At 63.1% G+C, this 16,428-nt stretch carries 13 protein-coding genes; 9 read left to right on the plus strand and 4 right to left on the minus strand.

Annotated features, from left to right (window positions below):
- The first annotated feature begins 307 nt into the window (after positions 1-307).
- Positions 308-1,630 (plus strand): MFS transporter, encoded by a 1,323-nt coding sequence (locus MOV80_RS17725; RefSeq protein WP_043593307.1) that lies wholly within the window; start codon positions 308-310, stop codon positions 1,628-1,630.
- A gap of 60 nt (positions 1,631-1,690) precedes the next feature.
- Here MOV80_RS17725 and hslU read toward each other — a convergent pair whose 3' ends face one another.
- Both hslU and hslV read right to left on the minus strand, forming a co-directional pair.
- Complete coding sequence (hslU, locus tag MOV80_RS17730) at positions 1,691-3,034, minus strand: ATP-dependent protease ATPase subunit HslU (RefSeq protein WP_043593309.1); 1,344 nt, start codon at positions 3,032-3,034, stop codon at positions 1,691-1,693.
- A gap of 53 nt (positions 3,035-3,087) precedes the next feature.
- Positions 3,088-3,663, minus strand: coding sequence for an ATP-dependent protease subunit HslV (gene hslV / locus MOV80_RS17735; RefSeq protein ID WP_019101953.1), 576 nt, complete (start codon positions 3,661-3,663; stop codon positions 3,088-3,090).
- Between the two features lie 225 nt (positions 3,664-3,888).
- Here hslV and MOV80_RS17740 point away from each other — a divergent pair, with 225 nt between their 5' ends.
- The 8 genes from MOV80_RS17740 to MOV80_RS23480 all read left to right on the plus strand — a co-directional run bounded on the left by MOV80_RS17740 (position 3,889) and on the right by MOV80_RS23480 (position 13,401).
- Positions 3,889-4,596: an energy transducer TonB gene (locus MOV80_RS17740; RefSeq protein ID WP_019101954.1), complete on the plus strand. Its 708-nt coding sequence runs from the start codon at positions 3,889-3,891 to the stop codon at positions 4,594-4,596.
- Positions 4,593-5,270: a MotA/TolQ/ExbB proton channel family protein gene (locus MOV80_RS17745; protein ID WP_039755192.1), complete on the plus strand. Its 678-nt coding sequence runs from the start codon at positions 4,593-4,595 to the stop codon at positions 5,268-5,270. The genes MOV80_RS17740 and MOV80_RS17745 overlap by 4 nt, the downstream gene beginning before the upstream one ends.
- Positions 5,257-5,667: a biopolymer transporter ExbD gene (locus MOV80_RS17750; protein WP_107731416.1), complete on the plus strand. Its 411-nt coding sequence runs from the start codon at positions 5,257-5,259 to the stop codon at positions 5,665-5,667. The genes MOV80_RS17745 and MOV80_RS17750 overlap by 14 nt, the downstream gene beginning before the upstream one ends.
- Before the next feature lie 341 nt (positions 5,668-6,008).
- Positions 6,009-8,264, plus strand: coding sequence for a TonB-dependent siderophore receptor (locus tag MOV80_RS17755; RefSeq protein WP_107731415.1), 2,256 nt, complete (start codon positions 6,009-6,011; stop codon positions 8,262-8,264).
- 201 nt (positions 8,265-8,465) lie between these two features.
- Positions 8,466-9,146, plus strand: a complete 681-nt coding sequence (locus MOV80_RS17760) for a Fe2+-dependent dioxygenase (protein WP_043593317.1) — start codon at positions 8,466-8,468, stop codon at positions 9,144-9,146.
- A gap of 212 nt (positions 9,147-9,358) precedes the next feature.
- Entirely contained in the window at positions 9,359-11,200 is a 1,842-nt protein-coding gene (locus MOV80_RS17765; protein WP_162897164.1) for a DUF3857 domain-containing transglutaminase family protein, read from the plus strand.
- 210 nt (positions 11,201-11,410) lie between these two features.
- A complete protein-coding gene (locus MOV80_RS17770; RefSeq protein ID WP_019102317.1) occupies positions 11,411-11,968 on the plus strand; it encodes a PAS domain-containing protein in 558 nt (185 codons plus the stop codon).
- A complete protein-coding gene (locus tag MOV80_RS23480; RefSeq protein ID WP_019102316.1) occupies positions 11,965-13,401 on the plus strand; it encodes a methyl-accepting chemotaxis protein in 1,437 nt (478 codons plus the stop codon). Before MOV80_RS17770 ends, MOV80_RS23480 begins: the two co-directional genes overlap by 4 nt.
- Positions 13,402-13,533: 132 nt before the next feature.
- Here MOV80_RS23480 and MOV80_RS17780 read toward each other — a convergent pair whose 3' ends face one another.
- Both MOV80_RS17780 and entS read right to left on the minus strand, forming a co-directional pair.
- Positions 13,534-13,983, minus strand: coding sequence for a hypothetical protein (locus MOV80_RS17780; protein WP_081576107.1), 450 nt, complete (start codon positions 13,981-13,983; stop codon positions 13,534-13,536).
- Positions 13,984-15,020: 1,037 nt separating this feature from the next.
- Complete coding sequence (gene entS, locus MOV80_RS17785; protein WP_019104001.1) at positions 15,021-16,301, minus strand: enterobactin transporter EntS; 1,281 nt, start codon at positions 16,299-16,301, stop codon at positions 15,021-15,023.
- Positions 16,302-16,428 lie beyond the last annotated feature (127 nt).

The following is a 16,428-nucleotide window of genomic DNA, read 5'->3' on the forward strand; positions in this document are numbered from 1 at the left end:
TGAAATATACGTTACTGGCCTTGCTCCGTCAACACCTATTTTGGAAAAAGATTGGGTTTTTAAGATATCAAAACATAAGTCAATGATTTCAATAAGAATCATACCGATAGAATTTTACAAGAACTTTTAGGCAAGCAAGAAAACAAGGCTTCCCGGCTGGTTGTCGCCCGATGATAAGCTGCGAAAGCGGCCGGATTTTCTCGGTTTTTTCTGAAAATCCCGCTTTCCGGCAAATTATTCGAAGCAGACTTTATGCTTTAGGCATTAATTGTTAAGCTGAGCGCATCCCTTCGCTCAGGAAACGTCCATGCAGCAAACTTTGCGTCAAAGATTAGAGGGACTGCCCACGCCGTTTTACGCCTTGATGCTGAGTGATGTGTTGAGCGGGCTGGCGATGGGCGCCGGTTACGTCGCCATCAGCTGGTGGGTGGTGCAATCCGGCGGCGCGCGCGATATGGCTTGGTTCGGCTCGATCACAGCGCTGGTGATGTTGCTGTCGCTGCCGCTGACCGCGCCCTTGGGCGACCGTCTGCCCAAGAACCGGCTGATAGGCGGCGGCATGCTGCTGGCGATGTTGAGCGCCCTGCTGTTGGCGCTGATGGCGGCCATGGGCTGGTATCGCATCGGTTGGGTGATTGCGGTGGAGTCGCTGGCCATGCTGGCCTGGTCCATCGTGCTGCCGTCCATGCTGAGCATCGCCGCCGAGATGGTGCCGGCGGCCAGACTGGGCGATGCGCTGTCCTTGCAGAAAAGCTCGCAGTCGGCGGGCAATCTGATCGGCCCGGTGCTGGGCGGCGGTTTGATGGCGGCGACCAGCCCCACCCTGACTCTGCTGGCCTACGCCTGTCTGCTGGTGGTGGCCGCAGCGGCCTCCTTATATGTGCGCGTGCCGCCGCGCGCCGCGGACGCCGTGCGCCAGCCTTGGCTGGAGGATATCCGCAGCGGCCTGTACGCGCGCTGGCGCATTCCGCTAGAACGCTATTGGACCTTGGCGGTCTTCGTCACCCTGGTGGCCTTCATGCCGCTGGTGACGACTCTGCTGCCGGTCAAGCTGCATGCGCTGGGCTTGTCCGCCGCCTGGCTGGGCGGTTGCGAGGCGGCGATCAGCGCCGGCATGTTGCTGGGCTCGCTCTGGTTCACTCATGTCTTGCTGCGCCGCTTCAGCCGCTACCAGGCGCGCACTATCGGCATGGTGGTCTGCGGCGTATTGATGCTGGTAGTGGCGATCAGCGACAACCCTTGGGTGATCCTGACCTGTTTCGCGGTGATGGGGCTGATGTTCGCGCTGAACCAGCTGATAGGCCAAACTCACCGCACGCTGGCGGTGCCGGAGAATTACCGCGCGCGCTTTTCCGCCATCAATGTGATGCTGGTGAAGATAGGCTCGATGCTGGGGCCGGCGCTGGCCGGAGCGCTGCTGCATGTGCTGCCGCTGGACCGGGTTTATCTGATCTTCGCGTTGCTGCATTTGGCCACCGTGCTGCCCATGCTGCTGTTGCCGGGCTTGAAGGCTTTCCTGGAGCTGGACCACGAGGAGGTGAAGGATTGGTATTGGCGGCATCACCCGGAGGCGTTCCGCGATTTGGCGGCCGTGTCAGCCGCCGCCAAGCCGGCCTGTGAGACGCGCTGAGACGGATGCAAAAACGGCGGCCATCGGCCGCCGTTCGCGTTTCTATATATAAGGAGTGGATCAGAGCACGTAACGCGCCAGATCTTCGCGCTCGGCCACCTGCTCCAGCTTGCTGTCGACATAGGCGGCGTCGATCTCGCAACGGCCGGCCTTGGCGTCGAAGGCCACTTCTTCCAGCAGCTTTTCCATCACCGTGTAGAGGCGGCGCGCGCCGATGTTCTCGGTTTTCTCGTTGACCTGCCAGGCGATCTCGGCCAGGCGCTGGATGCCGCTGTCGACAAACTCCAGCTCCACGCCCTCGGTCGCCATCAGCGCCTGGTACTGACGAGTCAGACAGGCATTGGTGCTGGTGAGAATGGCTTTGAAGTCGTCCACGGTCAGCGAGGACAACTCGACGCGGATGGGCAGACGGCCTTGCAGTTCCGGGATCAGGTCCGATGGTTTGGACAGCTGGAAGGCGCCCGAGGCGATGAACAGGATGTGGTCGGTCTTGACCATGCCGTACTTGGTGGACACGGTGGTGCCTTCCACCAGCGGCAGCAGGTCGCGCTGCACGCCGGCGCGCGAAACGTCCGCGCCGCCCTGGCCTTCACTGCGGCTGGTGACCTTGTCGATCTCGTCCAGAAACACAATGCCGTTCTGCTCGACGTTCTTCAGCGCCTCGGCGCGCAGTTCCTCGTCATTGACCAGTTTGGCGGCTTCCTCGTCGATCAGTTGCTTGCGCGCTTCCGTCACCTTCATCTTGGCCGCCTGCTTCTTGCCGGAACCCAGGCCCTGGAACATGCCTTGCAGCTGGCTGGCGAAATCCTCCATTCCCGGCGGGGCCATCACGTTCATTTGCGCTGCCGGCGCGGCGATTTCGATTTCGATCTCTTTATCGTCCAACGCGCCTTCGCGCAGCATCTTGCGGAATTTCTGACGGGTGGCGCCGTCTTCCGGCTTGGCTTCCGCTTCCGGTTCGCCGCCGAAGAATCCGGCTTGCTGGCGCGGACGCGGCAACAGCACGTCCAGGATGCGGTCTTCGGCCGCGTCTTCCGCGCGCGGGCGGTTGCGCTTGATGGCGGCGTCGCGGGTCTCTTTGATCGCCACTTCCACCAGATCGCGAATGATGGTGTCCACATCGCGGCCGACATAGCCCACCTCGGTGAACTTGGTGGCTTCTATCTTGATGAAGGGCGCGCCGGACAGTTTAGCCAGACGGCGAGCGATCTCGGTCTTGCCCACGCCGGTGGGGCCTATCATCAAGATGTTCTTGGGGGTGATTTCGCTGCGCAGCGGCTCGGCCACCTGCTGACGGCGCCAGCGATTGCGCAGAGCCACCGCCACCGCGCGCTTGGCCGCGTTCTGGCCGATGATGTGTTGGTCCAGCTCGTGGACGATTTCCTGCGGGGTCATTTGCGTCATGACGTTCTCCAGCCGGAAGCGACGCTCCCGGCGATTTGATTCTTGAATGCGGCTCAGTTGGCTTCCGACTCTTTGCCTTCCGGCTCGTCGGCTTCGTCCAACAGCTCGATCACATGGTTGTGGTTGGTGTAGATGCAGATATCGCCGGCAATCTCCAGCGATTTCTTCACCACCACTTCCGCCGGCAGATCGGTGTTCTCAAACAGCGCTCGCGCCGCGGACTGGGCGTAAGCGCCGCCGGAGCCGATGGCGGCGATGCCCTGTTCCGGCTCCAGCACGTCGCCGTTGCCGGTGATGATCAGGGTGCTGTTCTTGTCGGCGACGATCAGCATCGCCTCCAGCCGGCGCAGCATGCGGTCTGTGCGCCAATCCTTGGCCAGCTCCACCGCCGACACCAGCAGGTTGCCCTGATGCTTCTGCAGCTTGGCTTCAAAACGCTCAATCAGCGTGAAAGCGTCGGCGGTGCCGCCGGCAAAGCCCGCCAGCACCTTGCCGCCGTGCAGCTTGCGCACTTTGCGCGCCGAGGCCTTGATCACGATATTGCCCAGAGTGACCTGGCCATCCCCGCCCAGCGCCACGCGATTGCCGCGGCGAATGGACACGATGGTGGTTCCGTCGAACTGTTGCATGTTTTGTATTCCAATAATGTCGCCACCGGCACTCCGCCGTGGCCAATGCTGCAAGATATGCAGGCAAAACCATGGATTGCAAGCGTCGGAACGCTCCGGCGCGCCGGCTGGCGCGGCGCTTGGCAAAATCCTTTTCCCGTCATTTATTTACCCATATCAATGACATGAGGGTATACGCGTTTTCCAGCTTGGATAATGAGAATAGTTTGTATTATCATCACCGTCATGAACCAGCGAATTCTTCAATACTCGGCGCTCTCCAGCACCGTGGGCCTGCATGCCCTGGCCTTCGCGCTGATGGGCGGCGCAGTGGCGATGCAGGCGCCAATCACGCTGCCCCGCGTCGCCAGCATGGAAATGATCAGCCTGGCCGCGCCTAGCAAGGCCGCCGCGCCGGCTGCGCCCAAGCAGCAGCCCAAGCCTGAGAAAAAGCCGACTCCGCAGGTCAAGCCCACTCCGACGCCGAAACCGACTCCAGTCAAACCCAAGGTGATGGCCACGCCCACTCCGGCCGCGCCCAGCGCCAAGGCCATCAGCGTGCCCACGGCCGCCCCGGCGGCGGAAAGCAAGCCCAGCCCAGCAGCCAGCTCCGCAGAGGGCGGCAGTTCCCGCGGCCAATCCGCCGACGCCAAACCTTCGATCACCGAGCCGATGTACCGAGGCGGCTATCTGAACAACCCCAAGCCGGCCTATCCGGCGCTGTCCATCGAGGAAGGCGAAACCGGCACCGTGCAGTTGCGGGTGCACGTGTCCGCCCAAGGCCAGCCGCTGGAGGTGACGCTGTCCAACAGCAGCGGCTTCCCGCGGCTGGACCGCGCAGCGGTGGCGGCGGTGAAAAAGTGGACCTTCACCCCGGCCAAGCGCGGCAATGAAGCCATCGCCTACACCTTTATCGTTCCCGTTGAATTTTCTTTGAAGTCTGCAAAATCATGAATCTAATGACTGTATTCCATCAAGGGGACGCCGTGCTGGTCACGGTGTTCATGATCCTGGTCCTGATGTCTGTGCTGACCTGGTACCTGATCCTGGTTCGCGGCGTCAGCACCTGGCATATCCGCCGCGCCAACAAGCAGGCCGAGGCCGCGCTGTGGGACGCCCCCAACTGGAAACAGGCGGAAACCCAGCTGCAGGATTCCCGCGCGCCGTTCGCCAACCTCACCCGTCAGGGCCTGGCCGCGCTGCGCCACTACCGCAGCCAGGCTGAGCGCCCGCTGGGCCAGAGCTGCGATCTGGACGAATTCCTGACCCGCGCCATCCGCAAAGGCCTGGCCCAGGAAAACGGCAAGCAGGAAACCGGCATGACCGTGCTGGCCTCGGTGGGCTCCACCGCGCCCTTCATCGGCCTGTTCGGCACGGTATGGGGCATTTACCACGCGCTGGTGAACATCGGCGCCGCCGGCCAAGTCACCATCGCCGCGGTGGCCGGCCCGATCGGCGAAGCGCTGGTGGCCACCGCCGCCGGCCTGGCCGCCGCCATTCCCGCGGTGCTGGCCTACAACGCCCTGACCCGCATGCAGCGCATCATGGCGCAAGACATGGACTACTTCGCCCACGATCTGCACGCCCAGCTGCTGACACAGTCCGGAGAGATCGATGGCGTTCGGTAGTTTCGACAAAGGCGCTTCCGCCCCGATGGCCGACATCAATACCACCCCGCTGGTGGATGTGATGCTGGTGCTGCTGGTGGTGTTCATCATCACCACCCCGTTGCTGACCAATACCGTCAAGCTGGATCTGCCGCAGGCCAGCGCCGCCGCGCAGCAGAGCCAGCCCAAGGAAATCCGCCTGGCCATAGACGCCGCCGGCGCGGTGTTCTGGAACGACATCAAAGTGCCGGAAGGCGAGCTGGACGCGCGTTTCGCGGCCGCCGCCCGCGACAACCCGCAAGTGGAGCTGCACTTGTTCGCGGACAAGAGCGTGCGCTATGAAACCGTGGCCAAAACCCTGGCCAGCGCCCAGCAAGGGGGCATCAGCAAGATAGGCTTCGCCACCGAAGCGCCGTAACGACAGCAGTGCGAGCATGGCCGGCGCCCGCCGGCCGCTCGTAGCAGAGCCGTCACGCAAGCCCACGCCATTGGTTTGCGTGAGGACTCTGCCGGCCCTGAGCCACAGTAGACGCGAGATCCGCGTCCCGTACCCGCCGGCGCGCAGCCGCTTATCCAGCCGCTATTTCGCGCCGGCCCCTCATTCCTCTTCTTCTATTCCATGGACTGCCGCCGCGCAGACCAGGGAGGGTCTTTGTCCGCTCTTTGCCCGGACAAGGCCGGAGAGGCGCGCAGTAAGGCAAAGCAGAGCCGGCCTCAGCCGGCCGGCGATTATAACGACGACACGAAATGAGAACCCTGATGGAACATCGACCCACCCCAAGCCGCGGCAGCGGCATCGTCGCGCGCAAGCTGCCGGCGAAAATCGGCGCCGGCATGCTCGCCGCCGCCCTCTCCCCCGGTCTGGCTCTGGCCGCAGACGCCCCCACCAAGCTGGAAACCGTCCGCGTGGAAGCCGAAACGCCGGTACGCGGCAGCCTGAAGACCGAGTCCAGCGCCATCGGCAAGCTGAACCAGAAGCTGAAGGACATTCCGCAATCGGTCACGGTGGTCAGCAAGCAATTGCTGGAAGACCAGGCCGTTTCCAACTTGAAGGACGCACTGCGCAATGTGCCCGGCATCACTTTCGCCGCCGGCGAAGGCGGCCGCACCGGCGACCAAGTCGTGATCCGCGGCTTCTCCGCCTTCACCGACACCTATCTGGACGGCATGCGCGACATCGGCCAGTACAACCGCGACACCTTCAACCTGGAAAAAGTGGAAGTGTTGAAAGGCGCCAGCTCCATGCTGTTTGGCCGCGGCTCCACCGGCGGCGTGGTCAACCAAGCCAGCAAAACTCCGTTCGCCGGCTCCCTGGTGGCGGGTGAAATTGGCGTCGGCAGCAATCGCTTCACCCGTTCCACCTTCGACATCAACCAGGCTTTCAGCGACACCGCCGCAATGCGCGTCAACCTGATGGCCACCGACGACGGCAGCGACCGCGGCCCGGCGAAAAGCCAACGCTTCGGCATCGCTCCGTCGCTGGCCTTCGGCCTGGGCGAGCCCACCACCGTGGTGTTGTCCTACTTCCATCAGAAGGAAGACAACGTTCCGGACTACGGCATCCCGTTCAACGCCAACACCCAGCAGCCCATCGACGTGCCGCGCGACCGCTTCTACGGCCTGAACAGCGACTTCGAGAAAACCCAGACCGACATCGTCACCGCCAAGATCACCCACCGCTTCAGCGACGACCTGGTGCTGAGCAACCAATTGCGCTTCAACCGCTTCTGGCGCGATGTGTCGCCCACCGCGCCGCGCAATCCATCAAAACAACTGAACAAACCGGCCAACCAGGGCGGGACCTGGACCGGACGCTATGTTTGCGGCGATGCGGTGACCGGCCAAGTAGTCGACCCCAATTCCACCATGTGCCGCAGCAAGCCGATGCGCGACGGCACCGACTGGTCGTGGAACAACCAGACCGACTTGGTCAGCAAGTTCGATACCGGCAGCGTGCGCCATACCCTGCTGACCGGCGTGGAGCTGAGCAAGGAGAAGTCCGACACCAGCCGCTACGCTCTGCTCAACACTCCGCCTAGCACCACCGTGGGCGTGCCGGATCCTGGCGTGCCCGTCGACCTCAGCCGCTACCGCAGTAGCAACACTCAGTTCGACGCCAGCAATATCGGCCTGTACGCGATGGACACGCTGGAGCTGACCCCGCAGTGGAAGGCCGTGGTGGGCGCCCGTTTCGACCGTTTCAGCGGCGACTACAAAATCCGCGCCGGCAACCGCGACGGATCCGTCAATCAGGACCCCAGCCGCAGCTACGACGTCAGCCGCACCGACAATGTGTGGAGCTGGCGCAGCGGCCTGATCTGGCAGCCCAGCACCGCCCAGTCCTACTATCTGAGCTACGGCACCTCGTTCAACCCGTCGGGAGAAGCCTACGCGCTGGACAAGGCCACCGCCAAAGTGGACCCGGAAAAGAACCGCAACATTGAACTGGGCGCCAAGTGGGATCTGTTCGACGGCGACGCCAGCCTGCGCGCGGCGCTGTTCCGCATCGAGAAGACCAACGAACGAAATACGGATGCCAACGACCCCAATACCGTGCTGCTGTCAGGCAAACGCCATACCGATGGCGTGGAAGTGGAAGGCGCCGGGCGGCTGACCGAGCGTTGGGACGTCTTCGCCGGCCTCACCCTGATGAAGTCCCGCATCGACAAGGCCGCGCCGCCGGCCCTGGGCGCCGCCGGCACCGAAGGCAATATGCCGCGCTACACGCCCAAGGTCACCGCCAACCTGTGGACCACCTACAAGTTCACGGAAGAAGTGATCGGCGGTTTCGGCCTGACCCATGTGGGCAAGCGTTACGCGCATGAAGCCAACACCAACTACCTGCCGGCCTACACCGTGGCCAACGCGATGCTGGCTTACGAGACCCGCAAGTACAAGGTGCAGCTGAATGTAAACAACCTGGCCAACAAGATTTACTTCGACGGCGGCTACCCGGCCCACGCCACGCTGGGTACTCCGCGCGAAGCGCAACTGACAGTCAGCTTCAAGTACTAAGCACCTGTTCACGATCTCGCAAGCAAGGGCAAGACAAGGCGAAACCGGCCTAGAAAGCGGAATGCCCGGATGGGGCAGAAGCATTTCGAATGCCGGCGCTCATCGCACAATGTCCCTACCGATGCGCCGCAGATCGTAAACACGTTCCAAGCCAGTTCCGGCCCCCGGTTCGCCGGGGGCTTGGCCTCATACGGAGACACCATGTTATTGCACATCCCCGCGGTGCTGAGCGCCGAAGAACTGGCGCTGGGCCGCGAGCTGCTGGCCCGCGCCGACTGGGCCGACGGCCGCATCACCGCCGGCAAGCAGTCCGCTCAAGTCAAACGCAATCTGCAACTGCCGCAGCAGCTGCCGGAAGCCCAACAATTGCAGGCCATGGTGGAAGGCGCCTTGCAACGCAATGGCCTGTTTTTCTCCGCCGCGCTGCCGGCCAAAATCTTCCCGCCGCTGTTCAACTGCTACCAAGCCGGCATGGATTTTGGCAACCATGTGGACAACGCCGTGCGCCGCCACCCTTTCGACGGCGGCTGGGTGCGCACCGACGTGTCCTGCACCCTTTTCTTCAGCCGCCCGGACGAATACGAAGGCGGCGAGCTGGTGATCGAGGACACCTATGGCAGCCACAGCGTCAAGCTGGACGCCGGCGACATGGTGCTCTACCCGTCCACCAGCTTGCACCGGGTGGAACCGGTCACCGCCGGCGCGCGGCTGGCCTCGTTCTTCTGGGTGCAAAGCATGATCAGCGACGACGGCAAGCGCCGGCTGCTATTCGACATGGACGCGGCGATCTCCAGCTTGCGCCTGCAGTTGGGCGATAACGAAGCCCTGGTGGCGCTAACCGCGAACTACCATAACCTGCTGCGGATGTGGGCCTCGCCGTGAACGCCCGTTGACCATCCCCCGTCTTGTCCCGCTCGTATTCGCGGGATCGTGGGCAGGCTCGACAGCGACACAAAAAGCACACACATTCGCAAGCGCTAATATGCGAACATGGAACGCTTGACCCCATCCGGCGGCGCGGACGCCGGATGCGCGTTTTCACCGCCCTCGCGCCGTATAATCATCACAGCAAGATCACACTTTTCGATTCCAATATGCGTACACTCACTCTCGGGCTGGCCACCGGCCTCTACAGCAGCTTCAGCGCCGCCGCGCTGCAACCGGTCAGCGAAGCGCCGCTGGCGGTCAAAACCGCCGTCAGCTGCCAACACAACAAAGACAACAGCCTGGACTGCGTCACCAGCAAGCAATTCACCATCCTGCACCCCTCCGGCCGCGAACAACTGTCCCGAATCGACTTCACCTACCCGGCCGAAGACCGCATGCAAGTGGAACGGGCCGAAGTGATCCAGCCCAACGGCAAAGTGATCAAACTGGGCAAATCCCAGATTGAAACCCGTGCCGCGCCCAATCCGGACGCCGGTGTCAGCCGCGACATGCAAACCTGGATGGCCTTCCCGGAACTATCGGTGGGCAGCACCGTGTCCTACCGCATCAAGACCCACAGCGTGGCGCAGCCCTTGGTGCGCCAGTTGCGCTACCAATTGGACCTGGGCCCGCAAAAAGCGCGCGAAGACAGCTTCAGCTTCGACCTCCGGTCCACTCGCCCGCTGATCTGGCGCGGCATGATGCTGGACGATTACGCGGTGGACGCCAGCGCGGACCGCAAGCGCGTCAAGGTGTCGCTGCGCCGGCCGCGCTACCTCAACTACATCAACGAGTGGAACAACAGCGCGCTGCGCGAATGGCCGCAACTGGTGATCGCCACCTCGGACCAGCCGCAAGACCACTTCGGCGCCCACGCCCGCCGCTACAACGAAATTCTGGCCGCGCCACTGCCGCCGGCCGCCGCCGCCGTGGTGGCCGCCAATCAGGGCAAGCCGGCTGCGGAGCAGACGGCCGCCTTCATGCAGCATATCAACCGCAACTACCGCTACCTCAACGACACCCGGCTGGCGGAACGCGGCCTGGTGCCGTTCACGCTGGCGGAAATCGAAAAACACGGCTACGGCGACTGCAAAGACCTTTCCACTCTGCTGACCGCCATGCTGCGCCGCGCCGGCATCGCCGCCGAACCGGCGCTGATCTACCGCGGCAAGTTCGCCCCTCCGCTGCTCCTGCCCGGCGTGGGCGCGCCCAACCACATGATCGTCCGCGCCGACATCGCCGGCCAGACCTGGTGGCTGGACCCCACCAACCCCTTCTTCCAGCCCGGCCGCATCATGTCGGACCTGCAAGACCGCTGGGCCTTCATCATCGGCAAGGACGGCGTGGTGAGCCAAACCCAGGTGCCGATGGAGCCGGCGCGCACCGATCTGAACATCAAGCGCGAAAACGCGCTGCAAGCCGACGGCGCCGCCGATGTCAGCGCCGACATCGAACTGGCCAACTCCGCCCTGATCGACACCATTCTGCAAGACCGTTATCAAGGCATCAGCGCCACCGACCAAAGCCTGTGCAACCGGCTGAGCAATCAACCGGAAGGCTGCAAGGTCCAGCGCGACAAAACCTCCTTCATGGTGCCGTCGGTCTACCCGCTGCGCATGAGCGTGCGCGACCCGCGCATGCTGGAGAAGATTTCCGGCCTGTTTCTCTACGACTCCCACTTCAAAGGCGTGTGGGACAGCTTCGACAACTACAAGCGCAACGGCAACCTGGCCGACGTCTACCTGGGCGATGCCAGCGCCATGCAGTCCGATGTGCTGCTCAAGGGCGCCAAAGCCATCCAGCCCGCCTTTGAATGCAAGGTGAGTTCCCCCTGGTACGAAGTGAACGCCAAGCAGCAGCAGACCCCGGCCGGCATCCGCGTCCAGTACCGGATCAGCAACAAAGTGCGCTGGCTCAGCCACGCCGAGATCAATAGCCCGGAATTCGCCAAACTGATAGAAGACGCCCGCGCTTGCGTGTCTCAGGTCCGCCAGATCGTCAAACTCTGAGAGCCAGTTACGCCAGTCCCGGCCAAAACGCGAAAGGATGCCACAGGCATCCTTTTTGTTTTTGTAAGAACTGGATTATTAAGAAGTAATTTAAGCAGACTCCTGTCAAGCATGGGCAGTACAAATAAATAAACGCTTGCCCCTGCTGGGCCAGTGTCCGAAAATGAACATTTGAGGTTATGCAATCGACAAATAAGAGAGAAACAGACCATGACGCACCCCGCCGCCGGCACGGCCAGCAAGGAAATCCGGCTCGCTCCTCATGAACTGATCATCACCAAGACCGACCCCACCGGCCACATCACCTACGCCAACCGCGTGTTCATGCGCATCGCCGGCTACGCCGAGCACGAACTGCTGGGCAAGCCGCACAACCTGATTCGCCACCCCGACATGCCGCGCGGCGCCTACCGTCTGATGTGGAAAACCCTGCAACAAGGCCAGGAATTCTTCGCCGTGGTGAAAAACCACAGCAAAAACGGCGACTACTACTGGGTACTGGCCAACGTCACCCCGGACTACGACCTGCGCGGCCAGCTACAAGGCTATTACTCCGTGCGCCGCCCGCCCAGCCAGGAAGCCATCAACGCCATCGAACCGGTCTACGCCCAGATGCGCCAGATCGAAGCCAGCCACAACAAGGCCACCGCGCCGGACGCCTCCGTGGCCTGGCTGCAGCAAGTGCTGGCGGACAAAGGCGTCAGCTACCAAGACTTCATTCTTTCCCTCAACGCCCAGGTGCTGCAAGCGCCGGGAGTCGCCGCATGAACCAGTTCCAACACAAGCCGCCCTTCCTGCGCACCCAGATGGGCTGGTGCATCATAGGCTTCAACCTGCTGGTCGCCTTCTCCTTGCTGGACAGCTATCTGTTCCCGGAAATCGTCGGCCACGTCGTGGACGCCTTGCTGCTGGCCGCCTCCATCGCCCTATCCCTGCTGCTGTGGCGCCACAGCGGCCGCATCTTCGGCCTGCTCAACACCCTGCACGAGCAACTGGGCTACGCCAGCTCCGGCGAACTGCACCACCGCGCCACCGGCACCCGCAATCTGGGCGAAGTGGGCAAGCTGGCCTGGCAGCTCAACGACTTCCTCGACCTGATCGAAACCTATTTCAAAGAAATCAACACCTGCTTCAAGGCCATCAGCGCCGGCGACTACAGCCGCCGCCCGCTGAGCCAAGGCCTGCCGGGCATCCTGGCCAGCTCGCTGGGCAGCGTCAACCGCGCTATCCAGACCATGGCCGACAACGACGGCTACATCCGCCGCAACCGCCTCTCCTCGCAGCTGGCCGCGCTCAACAACCCACACTTGCGCAAGGATCTGGCCAGCAACCAGAGCGATCTGGAAGACATCAGCCAGGCCATGGCCAACGTGGCCGCCATCACCCAAGACACCGCGGACGGCGCGCGCGTCAGCCTGGAGACAGCCCAACAGTTGTCCGGCCACCTGGACACCATCGCCGACAGCGTCAGCAGCATGGACACCGCCAGCACCGCGCTGGCCCAGGAATGGCAGGGTATAGAAACCTCGCTGGCCGACATCTCCGCCATCGCCGACCAAACCAACCTGCTGGCGCTGAACGCCGCAATCGAAGCCGCCCGCGCCGGCGAAACCGGCCGTGGCTTCGCCGTGGTGGCCGACGAAGTGCGCAAACTGGCGGAGCGCAGCAAGAGCACCGCCAACAATGTGCAGGACGTGCTTGAAAACTTGTCGCTGCGCATCGGCAATATGCAGACCCAGGCCAGCGCCGCCGGCAATGTGGCCAGCCAGGTCAAGGAATCGGTGGAAACCTTCCGTCTGCGCTTCAACTCCCAGGTGGAGCAATCACAGCAAGTGATGGCGCAGGTGAACCGCGTGCATGACAAATCCCAGCTCAGCCTGCAAAAGGTGGGCCACGTGATCTTCAAGCAGACCGCCTATCACTCGATAGAGGAGGCCAAGCCGCTGGAGCAGGGCAGCGAGTTGCAAGGCTGGTTGCAACTGCAAGGCCAGCAGTCCTTTGGCCAGACCCGTTCCTGGAGCGAGCTGGCGGCCACCGAGCAGCAAGCCAGCCAGCACATCGACGCCGCGCTGGCGGTGTTTGGCCAGGAAGGGCCGCTGGACGAGCAGGAGATCGTCAACCGGATGCAGAAGCTGGAGCAGGACAGCGGCCGCATCCTGCGCTATCTGGACAAGCTGGGCGAGGAGAAGCACGGCCAGTAAGCCAGGGGTCGACACCCGCCGCGCATCGGCGTTGGAACGCCGGCTGAGGCGCGGCGGGACAGGAATCAAGCGGGGCAGCTAAAAGCTGCCCCGCTTTTTGGCGTATGCGCCGTGCTCCGTTGTCAGCGGAGCTTAGCGATTGCGCAGCCGGATGCGGCGGAAACGCGCTTCCAGGCTGAAGCGCTGTCCCAGCGCCAGATAGAGTTGGTGTTGGCTATCGACATGGCGGTAGACCCGGACCCGGTCCGCGCCCAACAGCATCATGATTTCCAGATAGTTGAAGAAACCCATCCACTGACCGCGTCCGTCGCGGTCGTCAAAGTCGATGTCCCGCGCCACGCGGCTGAGCAGGCCCTTACCGACGTATTCTCGGTTGTCCTTCAGCCATTGCAGCAAATGCGCCGCGCATTCGCGGCCGTAGGCGCTGTCCGCGGGATAATCCTTACGGGGCGTGGGCATTTGCCAGTAATGCCGATAGGTGCGGCCGGGGCAGAGGCGGACGAAGGGGAGCAAGGCTTCCTGCTGTTCCAGCGAGTGCAGTTTGTAGCGGCGACGACGGGGGAAGTTTTGAGCGTGATGCATGGTGTTTCTCCTGCTGTGACACAAGATAAACCACCTGCCGGGTAAGGCTGAGGTATTGGGCAGGCGCGTGGCAGGATTGGCGTACCGGGTGTGTACCAGACCGGTGAGTGCATGGCACTCTCCCACCACGCGCCTGCCAAACGACACTGCCATGGTGAAACAGCCCGCGCAGTATGCTGCGTAGGCTGGTGGTACACACGAACGGGACGCCAATCCCGTGTGCCGCATGTGGGCGGCAACGGGGGGATTGTTGCCGAGGGGGCGGTTGGGGTCAAGGTGGGGTGGTTGGTGTTGCTTGGTGTGTGGGTTTTGTATCCGCTGCGCGGATGATGATTTAGGGCCGGTTCCGCCCGGCGAACGGAAAGGGGAATTTGCTCGGCCAAATTCCCCTTTACCCCAAAGGCCGCCCTGCAAGCCTGGCCTACGGCTTCCCGCCGGTTCCCGCCAGGCCCGAGGCGCGGCTGAGCTCTCTACGTGCGAATCTTTGATTCGCTCAGTGATGGCGCGCTAACGTCGCGCTGCTCAAACAGGCAGCCGCTTAAGACCTCGGGCCTGCCACCCGACGGCAGGCTTGAAGGGACTAGGGGCGCGTCGCAAACGTGGTTTCTTCTTGGCTCTTTGGAGATATCCACAGATTGGGGGGAATTGGATAGTTATCCCCAAAAGGGACCCACTCAGCCAAGTCATTGATCTTTTTTAGAGAGAGCAAACCACCTCGTATAGCACCCAAGTGTCCCCTCGGGGCGCGCTCCGGGTTTCGCGTCCTGGGGGACGAGGGGGATGGAAGGGGGCGGCGGCCCGCCCCCTCCCCGTCTTATTCCCTCGCGACGCTACGCTTGCCTCGCTCGGTCAGCGCGGAAAGCGGCACCAAAAACATCATCCGCGCAGCGGATTCAAATTCCCTCACACCAGACAACACTTCCTATCCGGGGCAGAATGCGACACCTAAACCTCCCCCCACAACAAATGCAAAAAGGCGAAAACCCCAACCGAGGTTTCCGCCCTGCAACAACATCCGTTCCAACAAACCCTTGGCGCTAGGACCCCGCCCCCTGCCTCGCCGGCTCCCCGGCCGCCTCCGCCTCGGCGGCCGCGCCGCCGGCCAAACGCCGCAAAGATCCAAAAGCTCCGCACATCGCCAGACTGGCCGCAGCGGCCGCAGCGCCGAACCAAGCCACCGCCGTCAACGGCGCCAAGGCCCGTGCCAACGCGCCCAGGCCCAGGGCGCCCAGGCCGTCGCCCACCACGTCCTGCGCGTTCCACAGGCTGTTCACCCGGCCCAACAAATGGTCCGGCGTATTGCCCTGCACCAGGGTGAACTGCAACAAGGACGCGATGGAACCGAAATAACCCAACAAGGCCAAGGCCAACAGGCCGTAAGCCAGGTGATGGACCAGGCCCAAGGACGCGATGCTCAGGGACGAGGCCAGCACGCAACTCAACATCACCGCGCCGGGGCGGCTCAAACCGCCCACCCAACCGCTGGTGAACGCGCCTATCATCGCGCCCAGCGGCACCGCCGAATACATCAGCCCCACCTCGAAAGCGCCGCCGCCGTAGCCGTCCTCCGCCAGCGAGGGATACAGCACCCGCACCGCGCTGAGCAGGGTCTGCAGCGTGCCCACCGCCACCACCGCGCCCACCACCTTGTTCTGCCACAGGAATTCGAAGCCCTCCAGCAAGGAACGCAGCGGATGCGCCGGCTCCCCGCCCTGCGGTTTCAAGGACGGCAAACGCGTCAGCGGGATCAGGGTGGCCAGGGTGCCGACGCCGGCCAGCAGGTAGTTCCAGTTGACCCCGACGGCGGCGATGATCAGGCCGCCCAGCAAGGGCGACAGCACGCCGCCGATGCGCATGGTCAACATGCTCAGCGCACCGGCGGCCGGCAGGTTTTCACGGCCAACCAGCACCGGGATGGACGCCATCAGCGAGGTGATGCCGATGCCGCTGAAAAAACCGTCCCAGGCCGACACCACGTAGAGCGCCAGCACCGAGGGATGGGTCATGAAGCCGTTGAGCGCCAGCGCCAGGAAGCCCAGGCCGCACAGCGAGCGGCCCAGCAGAATCAGCCGGCGGCGGTCCATGCGGTCCGCCAGCACGCCGCCGCACATCAGGCCGGCGAACATGCCGACGCCGTCCAGCGCCATCGCCGCGCCCACTTGCAGAGTGGAGCCGGTGAGTTGATGGATTTGCACCGGCACCGCCACCATCAGGATGCCGAAGGCGAACACCGAGATCATGCGGGCGATGAAGATGGAGCGGAAATGCGGGTTGAGCCTGAGCAGGCTGAAATCGACGAAGATGGGCGACTTTTTCATGACAGGTTTTTTTGATCTCGACAGGGGTGGAGGCCGCGCAGCATGCGCTGGCGCGGCCGGCAAGAGGGTGTGCCGTTATGGATGCCGCATGGTAACATCAGCAGTCTGTATTAGGAATCATTTGCAT

The sequence above is a fragment of the Chromobacterium sp. IRSSSOUMB001 genome (assembly GCF_023507765.1).
Taxonomy (GTDB): domain Bacteria; phylum Pseudomonadota; class Gammaproteobacteria; order Burkholderiales; family Chromobacteriaceae; genus Chromobacterium; species Chromobacterium haemolyticum.